The sequence below is a fragment of the Curvivirga aplysinae genome, from assembly GCF_009711445.1.
Taxonomy (GTDB): Bacteria; Pseudomonadota; Alphaproteobacteria; order UBA8366; family Aestuariispiraceae; genus Curvivirga; species Curvivirga aplysinae.
In genome coordinates this window covers 1-26,844 of sequence record NZ_SMMC01000198.1, presented here as the reverse complement: position 1 = coordinate 26,844, position 26,844 = coordinate 1, and the positions used below count along the sequence as shown (strand labels likewise).

Sequence of the window (26,844 nt, the reverse complement as noted above, 5' to 3'; positions counted from 1 at the left end):
GAAGAATGCAGGTAATAACCTGGGAGAAATGTTATGTCATTGGTAAGTGCTTTAAATATTGCGGTTAGCTCTGTTAACAGTATTAACACAGCTATCGCCACTGTTTCTGATAACGTTGCGAATTCGGAAAACGAAGATTACAACGCCCGAGATGCCAATTTTGCCAATGTACAGACAGGTGGTGTACGTATCTCTGACATTACACGGAAGGTAAATGAAGGTCTTTTTGATGACCTTTCTGCTTCCATTTCCAACACAGCGCAAAATGAAGTTTTACAAAATTATTATGAGCGTATCGAAGATCTTCTTGGCGTAACGGGTTCTGAAACCCCTCTTATTGACTATGTTGAAAATTTGAATACCGCTTGGAAAGCATTTGAAGCAGCACCAGAAAGTGACGCGGCGGAAAGACAAGTTATCCTTGCTGCAGAAAATCTAACCCGTGAAATTGGTCGTATTTCCACAGCCTTGGATACTGTTGAGCAATCATTGCGGGCGGATATTAATGCGACCGTAAATACCTTGAATGATACTTTGGCAGAAATTGACCGTCTCAACGATGCAATCGTTCGAGACAAAGCAAAAGGCCTACCAATCTCACATTTAGAAAACTTACGAGATGAGCAACTTCTAAATCTTTCCGAGATCATGACAATTGACTATATCCGTAATGAAGATGGTTCCATGTCTGTATTTGCAACTTCCGGCATGGATCTTACTGTTGCAAACGCATCCACCTTCACATGGGATGAAGGCACTCATTCTCTAACCAAATCCGGTAGCACAAGTACCGACCTTGTCGTTGATGGTCGGTTATCCGATGGTAAATTACGTGCCTTGATTGAGATGGGTCGCACCGATGACGCTGCGGTTAACAATGCCGATGGCATCTTCAATCCTGTTGAAAAATTGCGTAATCAACTGGATGAATTTGCCTTTGCGCTAGTTGACGATTCTGCAGCACGAACAAAGGGTAATGTATTTGTCGAAGGCAGTACAAACCTTGTAACCGACGGAATTGTAACAGCCGGTAATACCATCACAATCAATGCTGGTGGACAGGCCGCAGCAACAACAATCACTATTAATGCAGGTGATTCTATTGACGATGTAGTCACAGCAATTAATGCAATCACTAATATGGAAGCACGTGTAGATGCCCATGGCCATTTACAAATCCTGACATCCACAGAAGGCTTTGTATTAGGTGGCACTGCATTAACGGAATTAGGATTAACAGCAGGCACCTACAGCCCAGATGAGCCACCATCTTTGAGCTACGCATATGCGGAGGAATATTCTCAAGGTACCGCCGATATCGGTGGCAATACAGATCTGACCACACTTGCAGGCGTAACTGCAGGTAACACTTTTACCGTTTCTGTCGGAGGTGGAGCAGCGACCACAGTTACGATTGGTGCATCCCCATATAGCACCGCCGATTTACTAGCAGATTTAAATGCAATTGAGGGTGTTAGAGCCTTCACAACAGATGATGGCTTTTTAAACATTTCCACTGTTTTAGGCGATCTGGTCATTCAAGAAACAGCTGGCACCCCTCTTTCGGGTGCAAACGGCCTTGGTCTGTCCTTTAACGGCGGTAATGCTGCCGTTACAGGTGCTGCAAACACGGGTGAGTTAAAGACTGGCTTTTTTGAAGTTATTTCAGGAACTCCAAATGAGAATGCAAGTCGTATCAACATCCGCGTGAATGACGTTTTGTCTGATGGAAGCTCCTCCCTAAAGGATGGCTCGGGTTCTGTGATGGTAGAAGCTCTATCTTCTTCTAACAGAGATACTTCTGGATCTGGACTAACCTTGACAGATGAATCTTATACGGGACTTGTAAGTGGTTTAATCAGCGATATCACAACTCGCTCACAACGCTATGACGGCCTATTCAAACAAGACCAATCCGTGATGAATAACCTCAGCACAAAATTGAGAAATGAAGTTGGCGTTGATATCGATGAAGAAATGGCATTGCTGACAGTCTTACAAAATAGCTATGCAGCATCTGCACGTGTAATTTCCACTGTAAACGAAATGTTCCAATCCCTTGAACAAGCGGTTCGTTAATGACTGAGAGCAAACCTCTTAAGGTTGGTGTTATAGGACTAGGCGTTGGGGAACAGCATGTAAAAAGCTATAATGCAATTCCTAACGTCGAGGTTTCCTCTATTTGCGATATCAACCATAGACATGCAAATGAAGTTGGCTTAAGACGGCATGTTTCTGATTGCCATACCGATCCAATGAAAATCATCGAAGACCCGGAAATCGATGTTATATCTATATGTAGCTATGACAATTTTCATGCCGATCAGGCGGTTGCTGCATTTGAAAACGGCAAGCATGTATTCGTTGAAAAACCAATCGCGTTAAATAAACCTGATATGGAACGTGTTATTCGCGCGCAACAGGATAGTGGTAAAAAAATCTCTTCCAATCTAATCTTACGTGAAAGCCCGCGCTTCAAAGAAATTCGTCAGATGGTTCAAAACGACGAATTTGGCGATATTTATTACATGGAAGGTGATTATATTCATCAAATCCTTTGGAAGATCACCGAAGGATGGCGCGGGGCGATGGATTTTTACTGCATCACTTATGGTGGAGGCATTCATCTTATCGATTTAATGCGCTGGATAATTGGTAAAAACGTCATAGAAGTTACTGGCATGGGTGTTAAGAAAGCAACCAATGCCAGCCAATTTAAATATCCTGACATTATCACGAATCTTTTACGGTTTGATGACGAGGTTTTAGCAAAAACGACTACAATGTTTATGCCCCAGCGCCATAAGTTTCACTCCTTAAATATTTATGGATCAAAACTAAGCTTCGAAAACGGAAAACCGCATGCTCGCCTCTTTAATAGCGATGAAGAAAAAGACGAATCCCCTTTCACCACCCCTTACCCTGCTATGGCTAAAGGTGACTTACTTCCAGACTTTATTGAAGCCATTCGTAAAAACGAAGAACCAAATGTTGGTGCAAAAGATGTATATTCTGTAATGGATATCTGTTTCGCTTGCTGGGAATCTGTTAAGGAGAAAAAAACAGTGCCAGTAAGCTATAGCTTTCAAGCGGGATAAAGGAAAACGGACATGGCTGATCCAATACCATTCGGTAAACCACAAATTAGTGATGCAGAAAAACATGCTGTGCTAGAAGTACTAGATAGCGGTATGCTGGTACATGGAAAAAAAACACCTGAATTCGAAGAGGCATTTGCTGAGAGAGTAGGAACAAAACATGCTGTATCCGTTGCCTCCTGTACCGCAGGTCTTCATATGGTCCTCTTTGTGAAGAACATTGGCAAAGGCGATACGGTTGCATTGCCAGCAATGACCCATACTGCAACGGCCCATGTCGTGGAATTACAAGGTGCTAAACCTGTCTTTGTCGACATTAGCCCAAATACCGGAAATATGTGCCCGGGCGCGCTGGATAGAATTGAAGAAAATCTATCTGTCATCATGCCAGTTCACTATCTTGGCCTTCCCTGTAATATGCGCCGTATTAAAACAACAGCCGAACGTCATGGCGCCTTTATCCTTGAAGATTGCGCCGTCTCTCTTGATGCAGAATTTGACGGTAAAAAAGTGGGTAATCATGGTTTGGCTGGTGCATTTTCCTTTTATCCTGTGAAACATATGACCTCAATCGAAGGGGGCATGGTTACCACAAATGATGATGACCTTGCGGATCAACTCCGTAAACGTCGTGCCTTTGGATATAACAAAGCACTTGGCGAACGGGCCAAACCAGGCCTTTACGATGTCAATCAATTGGGTTTCAATTATCGCATGAGTGATGTTGAGGCAGCCGTGGGAATTGAGCAATTAAAACGTTTGGACGGTTTTCAGAAAATTCGTGCTGAGAATTACCGTCGCTTGGTTGAGTTGCTCAATGAGGTGGAAGAAATTTCTCTCCTCCCACCTCCGGAAGGCTACGGTCCTAACAGCCATTACTGCTTAAATACAATCTTGCCCAAAGATGGATCTATTGATCGTGCAAAAGTAATGGATAGCCTTAAGGAAAATGGTATTGGTTTTTCTGTACATTATCCTGGTCCAGTTCCCATGTTTGAATATTATGCAGAAAAATACGGCTATAAACAGGGACAATTCCCAAATGCTGAATGGATTTCTGAACAAACTTTATCCTTGCCAGTTGGCCCTCATTTGCCTGAAGATGGTCCTGAGCGAATTGCAGAAGCATTAAAACAAGCCCTTGTGGTTTCAAAGGCATAACCAAGAAGAATTCGAGGTACATCATGTCACATATCCCCTATGAAACACTACGTCCATTATTGAAAGATCAGCGCATCCTCTTGATAGGTGGTGCAGGATTTATCGGCCATAACCTTGCACTTGAACTCGCAAACATGGGTTCTAAAGTCATGATTGCTGATAACTTGATGATCAATAGCTTAATTGAAAATACATTTGAAGCTGAGAAAGACAAAGTTCAGCGCATGGCGTATCAGGGTTTCTTGTTAGAACGTTTCCATCTCCTTCGAAAATCTGGTGTAGCCTTGAAAAATTGTGATGCAAGACATTTAGCTGATCTTGGACGCATCTTTGAAGAATTCGAACCAACCAAAGTCGTTCATCTGTCAGCTATTGCCAGCGCTGTTGATGCAAAAGCAGAACCTGGGCTTTGTTTTGACTTACAACTGATCACCTTACGAAACACTCTGGAATTAATTCGTCCAAGAACAGATAAAATCAATCAAGTTATGTTTATGTCTTCAAGTACTGTATACGGTGATTTTGAAGGCGATAGTGTGGATGAAACTACCTTCCCGCGCCCTGAAGGCATTTATGCCAATGCAAAATTTATGGGGGAGCGCCTCATTCGGACATATCGAACTCAATATGGTTTAGGCACAACGGTTATTCGACCAAGCGCATTATATGGAGAGCGTTGCATCTCACGCCGTGTAAGCCAAATGTTTATTGAAAATGCGCTTACGGGAAAGCCACTTCTTCTTGAAGGCGGTGGTGATGGAAAGCTAGACTTCACCTATATTAAAGATTTGGTGCAGGGACAGGTACGTGCATTAGCACTTCACAAATCCCCAGAAGACAGTAATACCTTCAACTTAACTTTTGGGAATGCCCGTACAATTGCTGATCTTGCCGGTGTGGTTAAGTCCGTTGTTCCAGATGCCATTCTCGAAGAACGACCACGTGCAGTTGATAAACCAATACGAGGAACTCTCTCTACAGATCGTGCAAAAACCATTCTTGGTTTTGAGCCTGAATGGACCTTAGAAACTGGCTATAAAGATTATTGCCAATGGTATGTAGATGCATGGGAAAAAGCCAAACGCAAGAATAACGAAGATTACTAAGGCTTACTAAAATGTCAAAACGTGGCAAAGGGGCTATGCTCTTGCTGGCACGACTGGATTCCACTCGTTTGCCGAACAAACAACTCAAGCAACTTAATACAGAGTTTACAGTTCTAAGTTTGCTAGTTAAGCGACTTGAATGTTGTCAGATAATATCAGATATGATCGTTACGACGACAGACCGTGATCTTGATCAACCTCTTGTCGACTTTGCACAAGAAAATAAAATTCCCGTATTCCGTGGGGATGTGAATAATGTCGCTGGGCGTTGTCTGGAAGCAATGAAAACGAATAATTTGGACTGGTTTATTAGGATTTGCGCAGATAGCCCATTGATGGATCCGAAAATTGTTGATTTGGTTGCTACAGAGTTTCTAAATAGTGAAAGTGATCTCACAAGTAATGTTTTTGTATCGCATGATTTTCCTTATGGATGTAGTGTTGAAATTATTACACGCACAGCGATGCAAAAGATATGTAACTTAACGGATGACCCATATTATCTCGAACACGTCACTGCTTACGCATATAAACATTCTGATCAATTTGAGATATTACCAGTTCGTGCAACAGAATCTTATTCAACTGACATTCAATCCATTACCGTTGATACGCCGCAAGATCTTGATAAAGCAATCTGGATGGTCAATCAGTTGGATGACCCAATCCATGCGGAGTTAAAGGATATTATACCTTTGGCTGAAACCTGGCAGCAAAACCACCTATCCTCAAGTAAGGTATGATATATGGACTATAAAGCTAAATCTCCTACCAGAAAATTCACAGTCAAAAATGTAGAACTCTCTCATGTTGCAGATATAAATTTAGACAGCGATGAATTAATCACATTTCAATCATCCTCAGGTAAAGAACTTGATATCACAGCGAAGGATTGGGGATATTACCTTACAGGCTCAACCAATGGTAGGATGAAAAAAGCAGGTTATAGAACAGTGCTTTCACGTAACCCAGATGGATTGTTTTATGTTTTAGCCTATGAAACAGAAAAACAAGATGAATTTACCACTTACCTAGCTTCTCAAGATATGGAAATTATTGCCTATCTTGACCAAGATGACATTCAACTAAAAAATAATATAGCATAATTAGGTTCAAAAGAGGCATCATTTGTATAGTATCAAAGACTTAAAAGAAGGGCCAGCAACCTTCCCGACGAGAATGTCCAATGAGATTTATCAAGCATGGCTTAATTTTGCACCAGACAAAAAAATTCCCGCACGTAATGACATTGACCCACTTTCAATTCCTAAGAAATACATCTCAAATGTCTGGATCTATGAATATGTCACCGAACTGAATACTTATCGGCAGACTTTGGCTGGACAAAATATAAAAGACGCATGGCAAGAAACAAAAAATTGCCCTTTGATAAGCGACTTTATGGATTCGGAATCTGTTGAAAGTGTTATGACACGTTGGAAATTCATTCGAGAGACACCGGCCGCTGCATATTATAGTGTCACAACCGACGATGAATTTAAATATACTGAACGTATTTATCTTCCAATGTGTGATAAATATGGCGATGTAAACTATATCTTTGGGTGCAGTATTTATGAGCGATTACGTGGCACTGATGCGGCGCTCCCTCCACTTGGAAAAGACCCACTACTTTTCAAGATTGATTAGAAGCTTGTCCAATGCCAGGTTTGATATCTTGCAACGTCTTTAAACCCAAGTGTTCGATAAAAATTTTGAGATTTTTTATTCATTTCCTGCGTGCCTAGACGCAAGTTTTTAGCTTTATTAAAATAATAACTATCCATTGCTCGAACCAAATCACGCCCTATACCGCCACCTTGTGCATCCCGCCTAACACCAATCAAATCAATCACCGCATTTCCATCCCTAAGCATGCATGCGTTAAAGCCTAAAATTTCTTGATCTTTTTCATATAAGAAAACAGCGTCCGCTCGTCCTGAGACAGAATTAAACATCCAAACTGCTTTAATCTCGTCCGCAATCTTATCATCTATCGCCTTATCAGCATGATAACGATCATGTTCAAAACAGTTACGCGCAATCTCTGCGACACATGCTGCATCATCCTTATCAGCAATACGGATGTGAATTGGCCATTCAACCTCTGGGGTAACAGCTCTTTCCAGTGTGGTTAATATTTCAACGGGATAAAAACCGGACTGATCTAGTAATGAAAAGTCATTTTCAGAACCTTTTTCGCGATAGCTGATCAATCCAACATTCTGCTCTTCGGCTAAACGAACGACATCATATGCGTATGAGATATCATCCAAACGCCATACAGGTTGCCCAAATACCTGTGTTTCAAATGGCAGTTCTGAATATCTATTCTCATGCATTATCTTTGACTTTCAAGAAACCGCGTAAAGTATACTTTCCGCTCGGCTCAATCAGGCGTTCCAATGTCAAAACATTGAAACCAGCTTTACTTGCAAGTAAGCTATAGGAGGCAAAAGAAAATGCACAATAATGTTCTACCAGGAATTCCTCACGCGTTGCATTATCTGGATCATGAATAGCTGTTTCTCCGTCCGGTAATTCAACATAAACAAGGCCATCTTTTGATAAGTTGTGTTTCACCTTGTTCAACATACCAGTCATATCCGGCACATGCTCTAACACTTTATTAAGTGTTACGAGGGTATATTTTCCATCCACATTATCTTTTAGATAATCAGCTGCAACAGACTTAACATTAGCGTTGTTTCGGGCATGCTCTGCTGCCTTTGCATCTGGATCTAACGCTGTTACTTCCCAACCTGTTTCTTTCATCACAGCAGGAAAAACTGCTAAACCCGAACCAATATCCAAAACCGTTTTTTTCAACAACGCGTTTTGTTCCCAGAACCTATTAATAAAATCAACCCGTCCACGATTGTCAGATTGATCCGCAGGTAAAGACATGATGCGGTCAAAGGTAGACTTCACCTGATCAGCATAGGTGCTATCCCAATAGCCTCCCTCATAAAGAGAAGATAAATCTATATCCCCGCCATAACGGTTTTCAAAATGTCCACAGGTTTGGCATTCAAATAAACTTCGTTGATACCGTTGAAACCCGTAATCCGCCTCAATATCTGGTTTCTGAGTAAAGAATGCATGGAATTTCCATTCAATCTGATTGCAAATGGCACATGGTTGTTGAGTATCTTTCATATAAACCTACATATTTCACTTATCGAAACCAAGCTTATCTCGTTGTCGAAGCAAATAACTACATTTGAAGGTAGCAAAGTTATAGTAATTTCGATAACGCAATCATTTTTTTATAGTTAAGACATGTGAATAAAATTTTTGGATACAGCGATCCTTCAAAACCGCAGGCATAAAGGAATAATGTCGACCAATATATCGTTGCGGTTGGCTAATAAATTGATCAAAGCTTTCCAGCATATTTAGCGCAGAAAGCACCATGCTAATGCAAATATCACAATAAGCTTTTCGTAATTCAAAAAACTTCATGCCAGCTTTTATTGGGATTGGCATTTTCATCACTACCCCACCTTGATCCGGTATAACATGTGCCCGAAGAAGGGAGGCCATCAATCCATCAAAGTCACCATGATAAATCGCCCAAAGATGGGTATCCAATCCACGATATTGTTCGGGGTCAGCCCCGTGTAATGTAACGAAACGGTCTGGTTTAATTTTCAGCAACTCCTCGCGAATTACGCCTGTGCCAAAAGCAATAAGTGCATCAGGTTCAAATTCCTTGATCGCTTTAACGCATTCTTCAGAGTTCACATCACGAAATGTATGCGTTGGTGCCAGATCAGCAAACCTTGGTTCAGTACCATCAAAATAGGTATCAATTTCATACTTATCCCGAAAATCATCAATTTCGTGACGTGTCTCAAAACTGGCTGAAATTTCTCGTTTTTCTTCAAATATTTGAATATTGGGATAATGTTCTAATAACGCTTTTGCAAAAGCCTTCAAAAAAGGCATGTCAGATGTCAGCAGTGCGATTTTCATAGTTGATGTCATTGTTCCCAATCCCATTCCTGTATCAGAAAATTCGGCAAAATCCAGCGACCCTTTTCCTGTTTCCAGATATCCTTATTGCGGAAGCTTTCTGCGACTTCCATAAACCAGTTTACAGGGCGCTTCTGAAACTCACAAAAAGCCTCTATATCCGCATCCGGTCGTTGCAATCCCATCTTTCTAACAGCTTCTATGGCTTCATCTCGCGTGCTCATACCATATCGAATTTGCACAGACAGATTATCAAAGGCCCTTGTCATTCCAAACTTATACCATTTTAAAAAATGATGCAGGGAAATAAATTTACAATCTATATCGGCAAAATCCCAAGTTCCCGTTTTTAAATCCTCTTTTCCATATTTAAACCCATGTGCTTGAGCTATTTCAGTATTCTCAAAACTATTCCACTTGAAGAAAGAGCCTAAAAATACCGATCTCACCTCAAAATCTGGATCAATGGGAAATGTATAGGCAGATAACTCTTTTTCTGTTAAGCCGTCTTGCCCAATCCAATCCGATGCTTGTGTCGATTGCAAACATCCATGCTTAGACAACCAACTGGCATCTAAGCTGGTAGATAATCTCTCCCACTCATTTCCACCATATTCTAGCTGCGCATTCTCTCCCCAGACGATCAAGGGAATTCTGAGCTGCACAGCCAATCGAATAGGAATGGAAAAAAGAGCCATATGCATAGGCAACCCGGTCGCACCTAGTTTTTCATATGCAGCCTTCATAAACCGACGTTCAACATCCGGATTAATCGTATAGTCAATGTGATCCACGCCAAGCTTCTCAATCATGCGCTCCACATTTTCTTGGCCAATTTCTGTTCTGGCTGGTGTACGCCAGGTGACCGCCAACACATTGAGACCATAACTCTGTGCTTTGATTATCTGATACCAACTATCCTTGCCGCCGCTAACTGGTACAATACAATCATAGCCCGTAGATCGGGACTTTGCATCGGCGACCAAGCCCTCAAAACTCTTTGCACGATCCTGCCAATCAATCTTACTTTCTTTATCGCGATGCCCATGACAAGCCGTACAAACTCCGTTTTCATCCAACTCAATACCGGGACGGGTATCAGGCAAAATACATTCAACACAATATTCCATAATCCCATCCTTCTATGGCTGAAACGCCAAATGACTGTCCAAAAACAACTTTGTAGAAATAATTGAGAATAAAAACTTACTTTCGCTATTCAGTTCCAAGGTGGAATTCAAAAGCTTCTCAACCTTATCTTTTTGAATAATATCATAGACTAAACTATCGTCCAATATTGCCTCTTGCACCTCATCATCAGTAAAATCAACGAAACTGGTAACAGGCGCATTAATTCCCTGCTTACGTGGGTTCGTTAAAATGCTTTCAGGCGCAATGCCCTTTCCCGCACGTCTCAGTAAATATTTCGGTAAACTGTTACCAAATAGATGCTCGCTCGGCACTGTGGAAACAAATTCCACCAATTGGCTATCCAGATAAACGGCGCGATTTTCTACTGAATAAGCCATGGCAGATAAATCATCTTCATGAAGCATGACTGGTACTGTTTCATGCAGCAATTCGTTCAACATTCTGTTACGTAAAATCGGCTCACAAAATGTCTTTTCATGATGCCTTTCTTCAAAAGGTTCCTTCAAAAAAGAAGAGAATTTCTCTGCACCTAAAAAAATATGATCTCGTCGGTTGGGCTGCTTAATAAATGCTTCGGGATCTTGCAAAAAGGGGTTTCTAACAAATTTGCCGTAGCTATCTCGCCAACCTCCGACCAGATCGGAAAAATCCGCACGATTCTGCATTTCCGCCAGCCAGAAAAGATAATGGTCATAATAGCCACTAAAAATTTCGTCAGCCCCTGTACCTCCAAGCGATACTTTGAACCCTGCATTATGAATATGCTCGCTCACCAATGCATGAAGATAATAAGATATCGTCATCATAGGTTTACCAAAATAATCAATTAATCCGTAAAGACGATCTAAAAAGTTATCTTTAGGTATTTTTATGATCTCATGAGAACATCCATGATACTTGATCGCTTCAAGAATACTTGCGGTTTCGTCGTAACGCGGATCATCTTCTACTACGGAAAAAGTCGTAATATCTTGCTGTAATTCCTGTACTGCCATGCCAAGAGCGACATTCGAATCAATTCCCCCACTTAAACGTAAAGCAATAGGGACATCAGCCCTTAATCTCAATTCAATCGCATGACGTATTTTGTCATATGTTCCTTCTAATGCCTCATCTTGTGTCATTTGGATAGGATTATAACTCACAGACCAAAAAGGCTTGCTAATGGGCATAGACGGTGTTTTGACAACCGCAACATGTCCAGCAGGAAATGCTTTAATCCCATAGAAGTAATCGTCCTCGGACGGGAAAAGTGATTTATAGCCATTTACTAGAAACCGTCTTAGATGTTCTTGGTTTACATCTGCTTTTACCCCAGATAGCCCCATCAAAAATCGAACTTCTGAACCAAAATAAAGACAATTATCCACCCACCACAAATAAAGTGGTTTCTCGCCGAAACGATCACGAGTAAGAATCAACTGATCTTGGCGACTATCATAAAGCGCAATCGCCCACATGCCTTCCATATGAGTTACGAAGTCGGTGCCCCATTGCCGATATGCCTCAAGAACAACTTCCGTGTCGCCTGTGGTGTGAAACACATGCCCAAGCGTCTCTAGTTCTTTTCTTAATTCTATATGGTTATAAATCTCTCCATTAAAAACCAAAGTCAGTTGATTTTTAACAAATGGTTGATTGGAACGTTCTGCTAAATCTACAATTGAAAGTCGTGAATGAAGGAAATTCAGATGGTTTCCTGCCGGGGTTTCACAAGCCCAATGCCCGCTGCCGTCTGGACCTCTCAACGCCATAAGTTTATGGCAAGAAGCAAGCCGATCAGGTGTGATAGATTTTGGTCCAAATCCCCCCGCAATCCCACACATAAATTATCCTTTCAGCATCTCAGGTTGCAGCGATTGCCCCGCTTTTACATCTACGTTCAACTGACAACCAATCACATGTGATCTGGCTGATGCAGGAAAACCGGTTGATGGACGCGCAAAATGAATATCCGCGTCATTTAAGATATGCCCCATTTGCAAGTCAGTTGCTGCGATCAGTCCCTTACGTATAATCGGTACAATTTCCCGCTCACATGCCTGAGGCTGCTTACCAAATTGCCCCCTCATTTGAGCAATTTTTGGTAACATTTGCGCGTAATATGCCATATCTTCGGGATCGGCTGATAATGCATGATCATGAAAGCTTTGATCTTCTTTACGATAGGTAAAATGCACCTCCAAAACCCGTGCCCCAAGAGCCACAGCACTTACATTTACCTCACGCTCTTTGGCATGGTTGGAATAGCCTACAACAACATCAGGGTATCGTTCTTGCAAATAAGGAATTGATAGCAAATTCGCTTCTTCCATAGGTGTTGGATAGGATGAAATACAATGCAGAATTACAAGACGCTCAGAAAGTAAATCCTGACCAACTTCCTCCCTCACCCAGCCAACTGCTGTATCTACCTCGTCTATCGTTGATCCACCTGTTGATAGGATAACGATTTTACCAGAACTCGCAGCAGCCCTGATAACCGGTTCAAAAGTTATATCAGCACTCGCAATCTTAATCGCTTCACCTAATTCAGCAAGCAGAGGGACCCAATCTTCACTAATAGCAGAGGAGAAAAAGTGAATATGCTTGTTCTTCGCAAAATTAGATAATTCATGATGGTCTGATTCAGATAAGCCAAAACGTCTTACCCTTTCTAACCGTTCAGCATCATCAGAAGAAATGAATCTCTCCGGAGTGTAACTTTGAAACTTAACAGCATCAGCTCCTGCTTCCGCTGCTAACGAAATCATTTCCTTTGCTTTATCGAGATCACCTTCGTGGTTTACTCCAATTTCAGCAATAATTACAATTTCCTCAGTTAAATCCTTACCGAATAAATTCATCTTTAGCGTTCCTTTTGTTGAAGATATACTTCACCGCTTCTCACTAATTCATCCATCAACTCTTTTGTTTGTTCCGTAACTTCATCCAAACTTTTCAGAGCTTCGCGTTCATAAAATTCCATATAGGAAGTCATCAATTCTGGACGATGTTTCAACCGTCGGATGACTATAAATGCTAACTGAAAAATCAACATTGATGTACCATAATACATAGAATGCCGGACGCGTTCATACTTGTTGTTGGCGAAGTAAAACAAGCATTTCCGGATATCTTGATACAAGTTATATACATCAAGTTTATCATCAAGATGTTTTACAAAGACTTCATGAATTTGATGACAATCGCTTAACATCTCTTCACGTAGCTTCTCTAATTCCTCTATTGAGAATTGAAAGCTATTACGTGTATTCTCAAATTCACTTGAAATAAGTTTTTTCTCATATTCGGCTTCCGTCTTATTTCCTGTTAAGCGCACGACTTCTGGTAAACAAGGAATAGCCCTTTTTATGCGAATTCCATCAGAAAGATTAATAAGTTTTAAGGTCGGAAATAGTTCGAATAAATGCCCCATGGCAACAGCGGAAGCATGAAAACTTGTATTCGTATAAATAGTGCCGCCAAAATTACCACTTTGTACATTATTATATTTTGAAGCAGCTGCATGTGCGGGGCTATTTTTTAAAAACTCTTTATCTGCAAGATATATAGAATCTTTTGAATGATGTGCTTCTTGCTCACGTGCGCCCAAATCAACGCCAACAAGATATATATTTTCGAATCCCCAACCCGCCGCTATTCGAGCCCCCGCATTACTGACAGTAGGGGCAGCAAGTGAGACAATATCTTGCCCCCCCCAAAAATGGGTAGAGGTTACAGAATCTCTGAAAAATAAAATCGAACGATCAAAAAGCTCTACCATTTCTGGTCTCACTGTAGTCGGTGCTATCAAATCAATATCATCTAATCCAAATTGATCTTTCAACTCTTTGACTATTTTAGGAGGGCCAGGCGTATTTTCTAATTCCACATGATAGTCTGGCCGGATACCATTACGCAGTAAAGCACCCAAAGCAGTCCCACAAGAAATCACAAAAATCTCTTCTCTATTTTCTTTTATTAGCTCAATACAAGAATCAAGTGAAGGGCCAGACCCAACAATTACGGCAGGCGTGTTTTTCTTTAACCTTGGACCGATTTTATAGAGACTTGCTTTTTTGTTTGTAAGATTTGCAAATGAATTTCGCATCATAACGCATTCGTCATCAAAGAAGCCAGGATTCATGTTCATAAGTGGAATGGCTTCCAAATACTTCGTACGAATATCAAGCATATTCTTCGAATGATAATGCGTAAAGAAGAAGGCCCCATCAACAATACCAAAATCATGTTGACGGATTGTTACATTTATTCTTGATACAATTGTATCCGGATCATCATCCAGAACAAAACGAATTTCTCCGCCTCGCTTTTCAAGCTTTTCATAAATCTCACTTAAATCATGCAAATGCATAAAGTGATATAAAAATTCAATATGTTCCTCGGCGATATAAAATATTCTACAATCTAGTTCATCAATTAAAAAATTAATATGATAACCAAGACCTAATCCAAGGATTATACCGATCCCACCATCACCCGCGCGATATTCACCACCATCTTGAAAATTATTTTCTCCAGCCCAAAGCCATGCCTTTTCATAAAGCAGCTCTGTAATTGTCCAAGGAGACACAGGATTAAACAACCACCCTCCATGAATACGAGAAGGTGTTTTCTTGTATTGTTCCAGCTGTTTCTTTGCTAAGAGTTCAGGGTTTTCACCATAAAACAGCGTATTTCCCAAATCTAAGTTATACCCAGCCACGCCATCAAATTCGGTCTCAACAAGTTTTGTATGCACATAAGAGAGATTTTCTAACTGATATGCTAGAATTTGCTGATGCCCTCTTAGTGCTTCTAAGTTTTTCTTGAATAATTCTGACCGATCCATCACTTACCATCTTTCATCAAAATGCCAGACGCATCATCTTTATTATAAATTTCGGACAAACTCGTTTCGATAAAACCAATAAAGGCCTGTACATTTTCAAAACGCCTTTCTGCAGAAACAAAATCTATCAGTTTTTCATGCTGGATTGTTAACGTCTTTACAAAACTTGCATCTGATTCAAGCTCATCTCTTATAATATTTTCTAGGTCTGAAACTTGATCGAAATATCTGTTTTCAAGCCCTATCTGAACTAAACTAGATTTCACCAAAGTATTAATCCCGCTTTCTAATACCAAGATATTACAGTTGTGAAGAAAACCGTTATATACAGCTTGCAAACCATCACTTCTTGAGTTGGTAAGAAGATAATCAGCTTTGGAATATAATGCCTCATTATATGCCTCCATTCGATCACAAACCTCATGAAATTGTATAAAATTTCCAAGGCCCTTCTCTATAAACTTTGCCTCGATCCTATCTACAAAGGAAACACCGCCTAGCTTTCTTGTATCCAATAGCAAATCAAAAAATGGTAGTTCCGTCTTAATTCGATAAAACATATCCAAAATTTCATCAGTTAGATCAGATGGACTTACTGATAATAGAATAACCTTGCGGTCTTTATCTTTGGTAATCTCAAATTCAGAAGGGTCAAATTTTCTTGGCAAAGCAATTGGTAAAAAATCAAGATCAAACTTATCTTCCCCAACGAGGGATGTCATAAGAGGCGATATAGATGTTTCATCAAGGGTCAAGCGATATGGTATCATGATCTCTTGATGTATTTGCGGACCACCTGTCGAACGCAATCCATCAAAATCCCACAAGATATGAATAGCTTCATTTCTGATAATACGGGACAATGTCAATGGATCGATCATATCCACATGTCTAAAATCTCTTGCGTTAGTCTTCAATCGATTACTCTGAAAGTCATCATAGTCGGAATTTGAAAACACCTTCACCGCCAACCACGGAGCACGCCCAAATGAAAGGACATCCAATATAAAGTTAACGAAAAAATCAGCTCCCTGACCAGCATTCAATCGCCCAGAGAAAACCCCTAAATTAACCTGATTTTCTAAAGCCACTATCTTATCTGACGCAGAAACACCGTTCAGCTTCTCTAAATAAGCTCGTTTTTTTTCGATAAATAAATCATCTAAATTCACCTGAGCTTCCAAGGCCTCAAGCTCATATAGCTCAACATCATAAGCATTACCATGTTCGGTATTTTGTTGATGAGCTTTCTGAAATAATTCATTAGCTTCAGGTAGTGACAAATGACTAGCCACCAAAGCTGCTTCCGCTATTGCTATTGCATTTACATCACCTGAATCCAAAGCTGCTTTTACGGCATGAACAGAATCATATTTACGATCCAGTTTTTTCATCACTTTCTGAATAACCAACCAACTCTCTACATGAAAGGGATCTGCATTCAGAGCTTGCTGAAGGTGCTGCAAAGTCTCAGTATATTGCTCATTAGCCAAGGTTTCCTTTGCCTTCTGCAAGAAAGGGCGCTCTTGGATATTTGCAAGCTGATCTTCAACGCTACCTAGCCATTCAGGTAAAAGCTTAACCTCAAATTCTGTAGGCTCTGGGCATGTAGCAGACATTTTAAGATAAAAAACACTGTCACTAAGCATTCCAAGTCGAGTGGCACAATAGCTAGCAGCCTCGAAATGTATTTTACCCATAGGAGATATATCGGAAGCCAACTTAAAAAGCTTTAAAGCTTCAGAAAAGTTATTCATCCGAATAGACAGCAACCCTAATAGATGCGTCTTGATTGGTTGTAATTCTTGATCAACTTGAGCAGCTGAAATTTTTTCCATGGCTGCATTCAAATCTTGACCAGCCAAATACTGCAAGGCACTTTCTGCCCACCTTATATCTTCAATACTTAATTGAGGCATAGACCGCACACTTCCAAGCAAATAGTAGTAAAATTATTTGTATAAGATTCACAAAAAAATGCAAAGAAACAAAAAAGGAGAGACAAAGCTCTCCTTTTTCCATAACTGATTTATAAAAATCAAAATTATTGTAACAAGGATAAAATCGCCTGTTGTTGCTGACCAGAGATGGAAAGGGATTGAATACCTAACTGCTGACGAGTTTGAAGCGCTACAAGATTTGCACCTTCTTCATTCAAGTCCGCTAAAGTCAACTTATCAGAACCCGTTGTGAGTTCATTCACATAAGTATTTGTAAAGTCTAGACGTGTTTGCAAGATAGCGACATTTGACCCTAATGTTGATGCATGGCCACGAAGGCGTGAGATGGATTTATCAATCACTGTAATCATGTCATTGGCGGTACTTACACTAGAGTTAGCAGGGCCGAATGACGTAAAGGAACCACCAGAAAGTCCAAAATTTGAAATATTAATATTTTGACCTGCCGCTGAGAATACAGCAACTGTAAACAAACCATTAACCGCATCGCCAGCAGTTTCATTCAAATCCAAGCCTGTCACCGTCAGACGTGAAGCGGTACGCACACCAAAAGCCACATCAAGAATCGCGTTTGTATTACTTAACAAATTCAAACCCTGATAGGAAGCATCCTCGATAAGTTGGAAGATTTGTGTTCCAACTTCCTCAAACTGCGTAGTAGCAGCTTGGCGTTCCTGGGTTGATTGAGATCGAGATGCTTCTACGATACCCTTCATCTGCTTCACCAATGCATCAATTGATTCTATCGCCTGCAATGTGGAGTTCAAAGCACTAATGCCTTGGTCAATATTATCCTTACGTAAAGAAAAATCTTCTGCACGATCAGATAAGGCTTTTGCACGGAAGAAGTTCACCGCGTCATCAACCACACTATTGATCTTTTTACCTGTGGTTAAACGAGTTTGTGTACGCTCAGATAAAGTCTGAGTATCTTGAAGTGATAAAAGCGACCCACGCTGGGCGGCGGTTAAAGCAATATCGCTAAGAGGCATTTTTCCATTCCTTTCTGGACGAAATTATTTTCTAAATCGACCAGAACAATGCACTCTGTGTGCCAAAAAAATGCAAACCATTGTTTTAAAACAATAAAATAAAAAAAATACTGCCTCACAGAAAATATAAAAAAACAAAAAAGGCCCCCAAAAGGGAGCCTTCTCTGCATATATAAGGTAGACCTTACCCAATCAAACCTAGTACAGCCTGCTGTTGCTGACCGGAGATGGATAGAGACTGAATACCTAACTGCTGACGAGTTTGAAGCGCTACAAGGTTCGCGCCTTCTTCGTTCAAATCCGCAAGTGTTAATTTATCAGAACCAACTGTCAATTCATTCACATAAGAATTTGTAAAATCAAGACGTGTTTGCAAAATCGCAACGTTAGAACCCAATGTCGCCGCGTGACCACGAAGACGTTCAATACCTTTATCCAACACCTGGATCATATCATTCGCTTTATCAACTTCAGAGTTATTTGTACCGAATGTTGTAAATGTACCACCAGACAAGCCAAAGTTGGATATGTTAATGTTATTACCTGCAGCAGAGAAAGTATCAATGGAGAACAAGCCATTTGTTACATCGCCAGAAGTCTTATTCAAATCAATACCAGACACCTGAAGTTTAGAAGCTGTACGTGTACCAAAAGATACATCCAATGTAGAGTTTGTAGAACTAACCAAGTTCAAGCCTTGATAAGAAGCATCTTCTACTAACTGGAAAATCTGCTTACCAATTTCTTCAAACTGAGTTGTTGCAGATTTACGCTCTGTAGCAGACTGAGAACGAGCCGCCTCAACAATACCTTTCATCTGCTTAACAAGCGTATCAATACTTTCAATCGCTTGAAGAGAAGAGTTCAAAGTAGAGATACCTTGGTCAATTTCTGTTTTCTTTAATTCAAAGTCAGCAGCACGGTCAGTCAAGGACTTCGCACGGAAAAAGTTAACCGCATCATCAACCACGTTATTTACGGCACGACCAGTGGACAAACGTGTTTGTGTACGTTCGGACAAAGATTGTGTATTTTGTAGAGATAGTAGGGATGTGCGTTGCGCAGCTGTAAGAGCAATATCAGACATTTTAATCTTCCTTTCTGGAAATATATAATCAAGGCTTTCTGCCTATCGGTACTTTTATATAGGCACAGATTAAAACCGAAATCAACCCCCTTTTATATAAAAAAATAATCGCGCATATAGTTATTTATTTTCAACAATTTATATGAAAATGGCATTATAAATGCTTATAAGAACAACATATATTTAAATAGAAAAAATGCGCAAAAAAGCCTCATGCAGAGACTTCAATAGCGTTTAAGGAAGGCAAAACCATGGTTGAACGGATTAGCACAACAGGCAGTTTAAGCTACACCCGCTTTCAAATCCAGCAACAGAATGAAAGATTTGGCGAACTTCAATACCAAATCTCCACAGGTCGTAAACACGCAGACCTCAAAGATTACGGATCCAATGCTTCCCGCATCCTAGATCTAAGCCATGAGATTGATGCAAGGGAAGCCTACAAACGCTCTATCGACCTAACAGAATTAACTGCCAATGCTTACGATTCATCTTTAGAACGCGTTGTGGAAACATTACAGCAATTAATGAATGCCGCAGACCCTATTTCGCCAGACGATGACAATTGGGCAGCCGACAACGCCATCCTTGCAGACAACCTTTTACTCGACCTACAATCCAACCTCAATGTGGAAATCGGTGGACGTTATATATATGGTGGCACAAATTTCACAGAAGCCCCAGTTGTCGATATGCGCACATTGTCTACCTACACAACAAATGACATTGGTGTTGCAAATACATTAGAAACCGCAGATCAAATCCCCGAGCACATTATCGATTCCGGTGGTACCAATACGGTTGAATCTTACTTAACCAGCTTCGCCGGTACAGGTACTATCAATACAAAAGCATGGGAGGAAGCTCAGGTTACTATTTCAAACGACCAGACCATTAGCTACGGTATCACAGCCACAGACCCTGCCTTTCAAAATGCAGTAGATGCAATTATGCGCTTCAAAGCAGCAACCCAAGCAGGATTAACAACTGACCAACGCAATTCATTTTTGAGCGAAGCGCGCACGCTTGCAGATTCAACACGTACAGAAGTTCGTCACCTACAATCGAAAAATGGTACATTTTTGAATGAAGTGGAAAATGCGCGCAATCTTCACGATAGTTTCATTACAATCAGCAAAATTGCACTAGATAAGATTACGGTGGCAGACACAGCAACAGCAGCAACCGAAATGTCTGCATTACAAACCATGATGCAAGCATCTTTCACCGTCATTTCCCGCAAGTCACAATTATCTTTGGTGCAATTTTTATAGGATTCTCAACATTTTTCATGTATTATTCAGAAAATCTCTTAGATAAGAAATAGATGACTTGCCGAGATTTCGAGAATCTATATATAGTGAAAAGAGAAATGATACTGTGTTGAAAGAAAGATTGGTACTGACGTGAATAATCCATACGCTTCACAACAGAAACAAGCCCTCAATCGCGGTTCAGGCCCTCAAGCGGAGGGCTGGGCACTCATCGAAATGGCGCGTCGACTTGACGCCGCAAAACAAAGCGGTGACAGCAGTGAGATCTTAACCCAGTGCCGCTTGAACTGGCGTATTTGGACCATCCTTCAATCTGAACTTGTCGATCCCGAATGCACGGTTCCCAAAGAAATTCGTGAAAATCTCCTAAGCCTTTCTAACTTTATCGATAAAAGATCGACAGAGGTTATTGGATCCCCAACGGCTGACAAACTTGACGTACTTATAAATATTAACCGTCAAATTGGCGCCGGCCTAATGGAAAATAACGAAACATCAGCAGAAGATACCGCAGCCCCCACTCAACAGCCAAGCAATCCATATGCCCCCGGTGGAACGAGCGGCAGCTCAAATACAGAAATTTAGTTCTAAACATATAAAAAAAGGCTCGTTTTTGAGCCTTTTTTTAACTAAATTTATGATCTTATTCAGATACAGCTTCTGGCTCTAAAACACCGATCTGAACAAGACGTGCCGTTTCATGATCAATCAAGTCCAAGGTATTCTTTAAAGCATCATAATACTTCTCATCGCGCAACTTACCCTCAATTGAATCCACAATTTCCTTAGCACTTGGTGCGGCCTCAACATATTCGGATATCAAACCATTCGCTAAAGTTAAATACTCATTACGATCACTCTCAAATAGATACGCACATTGAAGAGCATAATAAACTCTTCGCGCAGGAGATACAGCATCAGCCTCATTCATCACTTCCTTGCGACGCAATATATCCACTTTATTATGGATAATCATAGTTGTCGCATCACCCGCATTTTCCAACACTGCACCATTGATGATTACTTTTTCATTTGTTGGCAGCTTAATTCTTAAAGGCATTAACTCTCTCCAAGCCCTTTCGATAAAAATCGAAAAACGTATTAATAGAAACTCTTGCAATATATAAGGGATAAGGGGGCATGATTCTACCCTTTTTGAAAACTAAAACACCCTAGACGATCTACAAGCAATAGCTAGCTTGCAAAAACATGCAAATTCCGATATAGTTAAAAAACCTAATTATATGTGCGATAATCGACAAAACAAGAATTGTCAGTCGGTATCGAACAAACACATGAAGTAAGTAAGTATTATTTAAAAATTAGATTTAACACTTATTTACATATTAAGGCATAAACCCATAGGCAGAAGCTGAAGGAGAAAAGCCATGGATATTGCATTCACCCCGCAGGTAAACCTGCCCCAAACAAATACACCACAACCACAAACTGGCGCGACTGCCGAAGCAGGTGCAGTGTCAACCTTGCAACGCACCCCAGATAATGTGGTAACCGCAGCAACTGAAACCGATCAACCGAATGTTCGAGATGAAGATGCCTCTCGTCGGGAAAGTCGTCCTGATACACCAGCGACTTTAGATACATATCAAAATTTGCGCATTGATGGTTTTCAAACACGTTTGGGCTTTGACAATGAAACTGACACATATTTTATGGAAGTATTGCAGCCGGATTCTGACAATGTGATTCAGAGAATTCCGTCTGAAAGCTTGATCGAGTATCTTGATAGTAAGTTCGATGAGCTGATTCAGGAAGCCCCTCAATCGAGCGCTTCCTTAGATCGCTCTATTTGATTTCGGCTAGAACCAAACAATAGATAAAACTATCAGACCGTCATATATCATATATACGACAAACAAAGCTATGATATCTACGCTTAAAGCCCCTTCCTTCACAGGCAAATAATTTTTGCCCGGGGCTTTTTTGCATCCTTTTCCCCCATATAACTCTTACTAGGAAAAGCCTACCTCCCTCGCCTTTCCAGCGGCCCGGTATCTTAGATTTAACAACCTCAAACATCTTATTTTTCTATATATTTTCAAAACTGGCCCGGCTCTTGCTTATATTTTCGTGACTTTAACTGAGGAACGGACATGAGCGCACAAATCGAAACAGTATTTGATCAGCTCTCCAACGTGGGTAATCAGAAGAATTCCCAGGCGAGAGGAAGTAATAGCCCGAGTGACGGCACAGTCTTTTCAGACCTGTTACGTGATCAGGCTACGAATAATATTACTTTCTTTAACCCGGGCTCACAGCTCAGCATACCAGAAGGCGCGCAGACGGAAGAGTTTGATTTCGCCAATAACGAAACAAGTCATATTGATAATGATACGGCAGCAGAAACTGATGACGCTGTTGATGACGGACAATATGCAGAGGACGATCAATCCGATCAGGAAGAAGTAGCAACAACTGACAAGCAAGGCGCTGCGGACGATGCTGCCCCGACTGTAACCGGAATGAACGCCGCTGTAATTGACCCCAATGCAGCAGCAAAAACTGATACAACAAGCAACCAAGCAACTCAGGCACAAGGCCAAGCTGCACAAGCGGTATCAGCCGATAAGACCGGGGCGCAGAATGCACAACAATCCGGCCAACAGCAGACCAAAAACGCAGATGGCATTCACGTTAATTCAACAACGAATGAAACTGTCGACATTGACCCTGCAAAACTCAATCAAAAACAATCCAATACAAATGCTTCCGGCATGAATGTTACTATTTCCGACAGACAATCGACAGTAACAGGCCAACAAAATAGTACATTGGCAGCAGCATCCACCGTAGCGGCACAAACAACCAAAACGGCAGAAGTAGGTGGTGAAAAATCCACTGTTGCAGATATGCTATTAGAAACAGCCGAAGAAGCAGCATTGAATGGTAGCAATTCTGCCAACAAGGCAAAACCTGCCGGCTCTGATAGCCAAGCGAATAGCGGTAACGGCAATCAAGCTGGTCAAAATTTGCCTAACGGACAGCCTACCCCTCAAGAAGCACAACCTGCTCCAACAGCAGCAACGCCGCAATTCAACCCTACAGTTGCATCAGTAGCAAATGCAGGCAGCGCAGCCACAGCGGCCGCACCTTCTGCAGCAGCAGGATCAACTGGTCAGGTTGCAAGTGTGGATAGCGCAACTGGCGCAGCAGTATTGGATGGTCAAAATGGCCAAACAGTAAAAAACTCTGCATCTACTCAGGCAGCAGCAAATAACAATCGCCCGAATGTACCCCCACAACTGGTTTCAGACCAGGTGTCGGTTAACATCCAGCGTGCTGCTGGTCAGGGACAAGACCAAATCAAAATCCAACTTCGCCCATATGAACTGGGACGTATCGAAGTAACGATGGAGATGGCCAAAGATGGCAAGATGACAGCAGTCATCACTGCCGAAAAACAAGAAACATTGGATATGCTGAAAAGCGATTCAAACAATCTTGTTAAATCTTTGAATGATGCAGGTATGCAAACAGATTCTAGCTCCTTGAGTTTTAATCTAGGCAACCAAGGTAACGGCTATAACCAATTCGCAGACGGAAATGGCGCCAATAATGGCTCCGACTCTAACTTCTCTCTGGAGGGAGACGAAGCTGCGGAAGAGGAAGCTAACACCAATACCATGCTTGGCTTGGGTGAGGAGGCCCAACCAAACGCAGATGGTAGTTACGACATTCAAGTCTAATGACTATCGGACGCCATGGATGTAATTGAGAGATGAGTGAGGAACAAAAGAAATGAGTGTAAGTTCAATTATCGCAAGCCAAACGGCTTCATCAAATTCTGCGGGGGCTTCAAATAAGCTCGCCGAAGATCTTGATAGTTTTCTTTTGATTCTCACCACTCAATTGCAGAATCAAGATCCGCTTTCACCGATGGACTCTACAGAGTTTACAAACCAGTTGGTTGAATTTGCCAATGTGGAACAAGCGATCAACCAAACACAACGTTTGGAAGATTTGATTGGTTTACAAAAAGCAACTGAACTGAACAATGCCGTAAGTTATATGGGTAAATCAGTGAAAGTAGATCACAATGAATTCACACATAAGGCAGGGACAACCGAAGAATTCGAATATACCCTTCCTGAAACAGCAAAAAATGCAGCACTATTTGTCTTCAATAAAGCAGGTAATCTGGTTTACTCCGCACCAGTCGAAACCGCGCAAGGCACCCATAGCGTAACATGGGATGCCAAAGATGGTTCCGGAAACCCGATGCCTGCTGGTGATTATCATTTTGAAGTTAGCGCTACAAACGCAGAAGCAAAAACGATCGAAAATATTAAATATGCATATTCGGCAGTTGTCGATTCCGTTGAATTTGGAGAAACAAACACAACCCTGAAAATGGGCAATGTCAGTGTCGACTTAGGCAAGGTCATTGAAGTTAAGGAGCCTCCTGCATCATGATTAAGATCGCAAAAGATAACCAAAAGACAATAGTAAAACACCAAGTTAAGTTCCAAATGGAATTAACTCCGATTTTTAAATGAGAGAGACGGAGGAGAAAATAAATGAGTAGTTTATACGGCGCATTAAGATCTGGCGTATCTGGCATGTTTGTGAACAGTCAGGCTATGGCCATGATTTCTGACAACATCGCCAATGTGAATACAACCGGCTATAAAGTATCCAAAGCCAAATTTTCCACATTGGTTACTAATAATCCATCTCCGACTCTGTATAGTTCCGGTGGTGTACAGTCACAAGTATGGCGTGAATATGATGCCCAAGGCTTATTACAAGCATCTGCGTCTTCAACTGACTTGGCAATTTCTGGTGATGGTTTTTTCACTGTTACAGATAGTGTGACCCAAGATGCAACTACTGGTGACTGGTCCCGTGATGGTTCAATTTACTACACTCGCGCAGCAGAGTTTCGCCCTGATGAGAATGGCAATCTAGTCAACGCAGCAGGTTACTATTTATTAGGCTGGGAAGCCAATTCCACAGGTACAGGCTTTACCGAAACCAATGTGCAATCCGCTTTTGAGGTTGTGAATGTATCGGCACGTTCGTCGGATCCAATTCCCACAACCGAGTATAATGTCAGTGCAAATTTAAATGCAGACGCAGCTACCAATGATAATTTTGATATTGCATTGCAGATTTTTGATCGTCAGGGTTCTCAAAGAACATTAACATTAAATTTTGAGAAAACAGGTACTGCTGATCAATGGAATCTTTTCGCCACATTGGATAACGGTGAATTCCTTGACTTAGATGTGGGTAATAATGGTGCTTTTGCTGCAGACACCGATGGTACTGCCGGTATCTCTGATACAGAAATCACAACACATGAAGCAAGTGGCGACACCGCTACGGCCGGCACAACAGTTGCACTAGGTGTCGTAACATTTGACGCCAGCGGTAATTTATCTAGCATTGTATCAGATACAACAACAACACTTACCAACGCAGCAGGCTCCACATACCAAATCGTCGGCGGCGATGACAACGCAGGTAATGGTGTATTACAAGTGTTTATTGATCATGATGGCACTTATTCTGCAGCAAGTGTCGATGATGCGGTTGCGATCAACCTTAACCTTGGCACCCCTGGTACAACAACAGGCCTTTCTCAAGCTGCTGGGACAAGTACTATTAATACTTACTCCCAAAACGGCCAACAATTTGGCTCCTTAACAGGCGTAAGTGTTGATGATGTTGGTGTTGTAACAGCATTATTCGATAATGGTTCAACACGTGATTTGTACAAAGTTCCTGTAAACACATTTGCGAACCCGAATGGCTTACAAGAGCAAACAGGTAACGTATATATTCAAACAGATAGCTCTGGTGAAGCGATTGCACATACCGCCTCAACAGGTGGTGCTGGTGCAATTTCCCCCTCTTCCATTGAATCATCCACAGTAGATTTGGCGACAGAGTTTACCGACATGATCACAACACAACGGGCTTATTCTGCGAATACAAAAATCATCACAACAGCGGATGAGATGCTCGAAGAATTAATTCGAACCAAGCGGTAATTAAGCTAAGAGGCTACCGCTACCTGGCCCTGATAGTTTTCTATCAGGGCCTTTTTTACGTCATTATTTTCTTTAATTTTACTTCGTAACTTTTAATTATCACTTCAAGTTACTTAGTTTTTCTTCGTTTTATTAATCAAATCTTCAAAAATATTAGATAAGCTTTTGACAATATTACAAACTA

Annotated in this window: 24 protein-coding genes; 13 read left to right on the top strand and 11 right to left on the bottom strand. The window is 41.1% G+C overall.

The window, feature by feature from the left end; all coding sequences use genetic code 11:
• Positions 1-33 precede the first annotated feature (33 nt).
• Genes E1160_RS12410 through E1160_RS12380 form a run of 7 tightly spaced genes read left to right on the top strand, consistent with a single transcriptional unit; the run spans position 34 to position 7,015 of the window.
• The gene (locus tag E1160_RS12410) at positions 34-2,079 is read left to right on the top strand and encodes a FlgK family flagellar hook-associated protein (protein ID WP_155155627.1); all 2,046 of its coding nucleotides are present in this window, start codon (positions 34-36) and stop codon (positions 2,077-2,079) included.
• A complete protein-coding gene (locus E1160_RS12405; protein ID WP_155155625.1) occupies positions 2,079-3,098 on the top strand; it encodes a Gfo/Idh/MocA family protein in 1,020 nt (339 codons plus the stop codon). Before E1160_RS12410 ends, E1160_RS12405 begins: the two co-directional genes overlap by 1 nt.
• A gap of 12 nt (positions 3,099-3,110) precedes the next feature.
• Positions 3,111-4,259, top strand: coding sequence for a DegT/DnrJ/EryC1/StrS family aminotransferase (locus E1160_RS12400; protein ID WP_155155623.1), 1,149 nt, complete (start codon positions 3,111-3,113; stop codon positions 4,257-4,259).
• Between the two features lie 23 nt (positions 4,260-4,282).
• Entirely contained in the window at positions 4,283-5,365 is a 1,083-nt protein-coding gene (locus E1160_RS12395) for an NAD-dependent epimerase/dehydratase family protein (protein WP_155155621.1), read from the top strand.
• Positions 5,366-5,376: 11 nt separating this feature from the next.
• Positions 5,377-6,108, top strand: coding sequence for a cytidylyltransferase domain-containing protein (locus E1160_RS12390; protein ID WP_155155619.1), 732 nt, complete (start codon positions 5,377-5,379; stop codon positions 6,106-6,108).
• A 3-nt stretch (positions 6,109-6,111) separates the two neighbouring features.
• Positions 6,112-6,471 (top strand): hypothetical protein, encoded by a 360-nt coding sequence (locus E1160_RS12385; RefSeq protein WP_155155617.1) that lies wholly within the window; start codon positions 6,112-6,114, stop codon positions 6,469-6,471.
• Positions 6,472-6,493: 22 nt separating this feature from the next.
• The gene (locus tag E1160_RS12380; RefSeq protein WP_155155615.1) at positions 6,494-7,015 is read left to right on the top strand and encodes a PAS domain-containing protein; all 522 of its coding nucleotides are present in this window, start codon (positions 6,494-6,496) and stop codon (positions 7,013-7,015) included.
• On the opposite strand, the gene E1160_RS12375 is transcribed toward E1160_RS12380, so the two are convergent.
• The 10 genes from E1160_RS12375 to E1160_RS12330 form a co-directional block, all read right to left on the bottom strand.
• Positions 7,012-7,707 carry a GNAT family N-acetyltransferase gene (locus E1160_RS12375; protein WP_155155613.1) on the bottom strand — a complete coding sequence of 232 codons (696 nt, stop codon included), beginning with the start codon at positions 7,705-7,707 and terminating at the stop codon, positions 7,012-7,014. The two genes, E1160_RS12380 and E1160_RS12375, sit on opposite strands and share 4 nt — an antisense overlap.
• Positions 7,700-8,524: a class I SAM-dependent methyltransferase gene (locus tag E1160_RS12370; protein ID WP_155155611.1), complete on the bottom strand. Its 825-nt coding sequence runs from the start codon at positions 8,522-8,524 to the stop codon at positions 7,700-7,702. Before E1160_RS12370 ends, E1160_RS12375 begins: the two co-directional genes overlap by 8 nt.
• A gap of 102 nt (positions 8,525-8,626) precedes the next feature.
• Positions 8,627-9,355 (bottom strand): formyltransferase family protein, encoded by a 729-nt coding sequence (locus tag E1160_RS12365; RefSeq protein WP_218048882.1) that lies wholly within the window; start codon positions 9,353-9,355, stop codon positions 8,627-8,629.
• The gene (locus E1160_RS12360; RefSeq protein WP_155155607.1) at positions 9,352-10,473 is read right to left on the bottom strand and encodes an N-acetyl sugar amidotransferase; all 1,122 of its coding nucleotides are present in this window, start codon (positions 10,471-10,473) and stop codon (positions 9,352-9,354) included. Before E1160_RS12360 ends, E1160_RS12365 begins: the two co-directional genes overlap by 4 nt.
• 12 nt (positions 10,474-10,485) lie before the next feature.
• Positions 10,486-12,321: an asparagine synthase (glutamine-hydrolyzing) gene (asnB, locus tag E1160_RS12355; RefSeq protein ID WP_155155605.1), complete on the bottom strand. Its 1,836-nt coding sequence runs from the start codon at positions 12,319-12,321 to the stop codon at positions 10,486-10,488.
• A 3-nt stretch (positions 12,322-12,324) separates the two neighbouring features.
• A complete protein-coding gene (locus E1160_RS12350; RefSeq protein ID WP_155155603.1) occupies positions 12,325-13,341 on the bottom strand; it encodes an N-acetylneuraminate synthase family protein in 1,017 nt (338 codons plus the stop codon).
• A gap of 2 nt (positions 13,342-13,343) precedes the next feature.
• Positions 13,344-15,329, bottom strand: a complete 1,986-nt coding sequence (locus tag E1160_RS12345) for a motility associated factor glycosyltransferase family protein (RefSeq protein ID WP_155155601.1) — start codon at positions 15,327-15,329, stop codon at positions 13,344-13,346.
• Positions 15,329-17,248 (bottom strand): tetratricopeptide repeat protein, encoded by a 1,920-nt coding sequence (locus E1160_RS12340; RefSeq protein WP_155155599.1) that lies wholly within the window; start codon positions 17,246-17,248, stop codon positions 15,329-15,331. The genes E1160_RS12345 and E1160_RS12340 overlap by 1 nt, the downstream gene beginning before the upstream one ends.
• 125 nt (positions 17,249-17,373) lie before the next feature.
• Positions 17,374-18,282, bottom strand: coding sequence for a flagellin (locus tag E1160_RS12335; RefSeq protein WP_155155597.1), 909 nt, complete (start codon positions 18,280-18,282; stop codon positions 17,374-17,376).
• Between the two features lie 184 nt (positions 18,283-18,466).
• The gene (locus E1160_RS12330) at positions 18,467-19,369 is read right to left on the bottom strand and encodes a flagellin (RefSeq protein ID WP_155155595.1); all 903 of its coding nucleotides are present in this window, start codon (positions 19,367-19,369) and stop codon (positions 18,467-18,469) included.
• Between the two features lie 251 nt (positions 19,370-19,620).
• On the opposite strand from E1160_RS12330, the gene E1160_RS12325 reads away from it, so the two are divergent.
• Both E1160_RS12325 and E1160_RS12320 read left to right on the top strand, forming a co-directional pair.
• Positions 19,621-20,643, top strand: coding sequence for a flagellin (locus E1160_RS12325; RefSeq protein WP_155155593.1), 1,023 nt, complete (start codon positions 19,621-19,623; stop codon positions 20,641-20,643).
• 132 nt (positions 20,644-20,775) lie between these two features.
• Positions 20,776-21,228: a flagellar biosynthesis regulator FlaF gene (locus tag E1160_RS12320; protein WP_155155591.1), complete on the top strand. Its 453-nt coding sequence runs from the start codon at positions 20,776-20,778 to the stop codon at positions 21,226-21,228.
• 58 nt (positions 21,229-21,286) lie between these two features.
• Here E1160_RS12320 and E1160_RS12315 read toward each other — a convergent pair whose 3' ends face one another.
• Positions 21,287-21,703: a flagellar biosynthesis repressor FlbT gene (locus tag E1160_RS12315; protein WP_155155589.1), complete on the bottom strand. Its 417-nt coding sequence runs from the start codon at positions 21,701-21,703 to the stop codon at positions 21,287-21,289.
• Positions 21,704-22,031: 328 nt separating this feature from the next.
• Between E1160_RS12315 and E1160_RS12310 the strand changes: the two genes are divergently transcribed.
• The 4 genes from E1160_RS12310 to E1160_RS12295 all read left to right on the top strand — a co-directional run bounded on the left by E1160_RS12310 (position 22,032) and on the right by E1160_RS12295 (position 26,660).
• Positions 22,032-22,457, top strand: coding sequence for a hypothetical protein (locus E1160_RS12310; protein WP_155155587.1), 426 nt, complete (start codon positions 22,032-22,034; stop codon positions 22,455-22,457).
• A gap of 300 nt (positions 22,458-22,757) precedes the next feature.
• Positions 22,758-24,350, top strand: a complete 1,593-nt coding sequence (locus E1160_RS12305; protein WP_155155585.1) for a flagellar hook-length control protein FliK — start codon at positions 22,758-22,760, stop codon at positions 24,348-24,350.
• A gap of 52 nt (positions 24,351-24,402) precedes the next feature.
• Positions 24,403-25,077 (top strand): flagellar hook assembly protein FlgD, encoded by a 675-nt coding sequence (locus tag E1160_RS12300; protein WP_155155583.1) that lies wholly within the window; start codon positions 24,403-24,405, stop codon positions 25,075-25,077.
• A 104-nt stretch (positions 25,078-25,181) separates the two neighbouring features.
• Positions 25,182-26,660 carry a flagellar hook protein FlgE gene (locus E1160_RS12295; protein WP_155155581.1) on the top strand — a complete coding sequence of 493 codons (1,479 nt, stop codon included), beginning with the start codon at positions 25,182-25,184 and terminating at the stop codon, positions 26,658-26,660.
• Positions 26,661-26,844 lie beyond the last annotated feature (184 nt).

Bases quoted from the DNA above. Each gene is read 5' to 3' on its own strand.
- E1160_RS12345 (WP_155155601.1), bottom strand. From the start codon at position 15,329: ATGGATCGGTCAGAATTATTCAAGAAAAACTTAGAAGCACTAAGAGGG.
- E1160_RS12300 (WP_155155583.1), top strand. From the start codon at position 24,403: ATGAGTGTAAGTTCAATTATCGCAAGCCAAACGGCTTCATCAAATTCT.
- E1160_RS12335 (WP_155155597.1), bottom strand. From the start codon at position 18,282: ATGCCTCTTAGCGATATTGCTTTAACCGCCGCCCAGCGTGGGTCGCTT.
- E1160_RS12305 (WP_155155585.1), top strand. From the start codon at position 22,758: ATGAGCGCACAAATCGAAACAGTATTTGATCAGCTCTCCAACGTGGGT.
- E1160_RS12370 (WP_155155611.1), bottom strand. From the start codon at position 8,524: ATGAAAGATACTCAACAACCATGTGCCATTTGCAATCAGATTGAATGG.
- E1160_RS12410 (WP_155155627.1), top strand. From the start codon at position 34: ATGTCATTGGTAAGTGCTTTAAATATTGCGGTTAGCTCTGTTAACAGT.
- E1160_RS12360 (WP_155155607.1), bottom strand. From the start codon at position 10,473: ATGGAATATTGTGTTGAATGTATTTTGCCTGATACCCGTCCCGGTATT.
- E1160_RS12295 (WP_155155581.1), top strand. From the start codon at position 25,182: ATGAGTAGTTTATACGGCGCATTAAGATCTGGCGTATCTGGCATGTTT.
- E1160_RS12365 (WP_218048882.1), bottom strand. From the start codon at position 9,355: ATGACATCAACTATGAAAATCGCACTGCTGACATCTGACATGCCTTTT.
- E1160_RS12330 (WP_155155595.1), bottom strand. From the start codon at position 19,369: ATGTCTGATATTGCTCTTACAGCTGCGCAACGCACATCCCTACTATCT.
- E1160_RS12310 (WP_155155587.1), top strand. From the start codon at position 22,032: ATGGATATTGCATTCACCCCGCAGGTAAACCTGCCCCAAACAAATACA.
- E1160_RS12315 (WP_155155589.1), bottom strand. From the start codon at position 21,703: ATGCCTTTAAGAATTAAGCTGCCAACAAATGAAAAAGTAATCATCAAT.
- E1160_RS12375 (WP_155155613.1), bottom strand. From the start codon at position 7,707: ATGCATGAGAATAGATATTCAGAACTGCCATTTGAAACACAGGTATTT.
- E1160_RS12395 (WP_155155621.1), top strand. From the start codon at position 4,283: ATGTCACATATCCCCTATGAAACACTACGTCCATTATTGAAAGATCAG.
- E1160_RS12350 (WP_155155603.1), bottom strand. From the start codon at position 13,341: ATGAATTTATTCGGTAAGGATTTAACTGAGGAAATTGTAATTATTGCT.
- E1160_RS12325 (WP_155155593.1), top strand. From the start codon at position 19,621: ATGGTTGAACGGATTAGCACAACAGGCAGTTTAAGCTACACCCGCTTT.
- E1160_RS12385 (WP_155155617.1), top strand. From the start codon at position 6,112: ATGGACTATAAAGCTAAATCTCCTACCAGAAAATTCACAGTCAAAAAT.
- asnB (WP_155155605.1), bottom strand. From the start codon at position 12,321: ATGTGTGGGATTGCGGGGGGATTTGGACCAAAATCTATCACACCTGAT.
- E1160_RS12405 (WP_155155625.1), top strand. From the start codon at position 2,079: ATGACTGAGAGCAAACCTCTTAAGGTTGGTGTTATAGGACTAGGCGTT.
- E1160_RS12340 (WP_155155599.1), bottom strand. From the start codon at position 17,248: ATGCCTCAATTAAGTATTGAAGATATAAGGTGGGCAGAAAGTGCCTTG.
- E1160_RS12400 (WP_155155623.1), top strand. From the start codon at position 3,111: ATGGCTGATCCAATACCATTCGGTAAACCACAAATTAGTGATGCAGAA.
- E1160_RS12390 (WP_155155619.1), top strand. From the start codon at position 5,377: ATGTCAAAACGTGGCAAAGGGGCTATGCTCTTGCTGGCACGACTGGAT.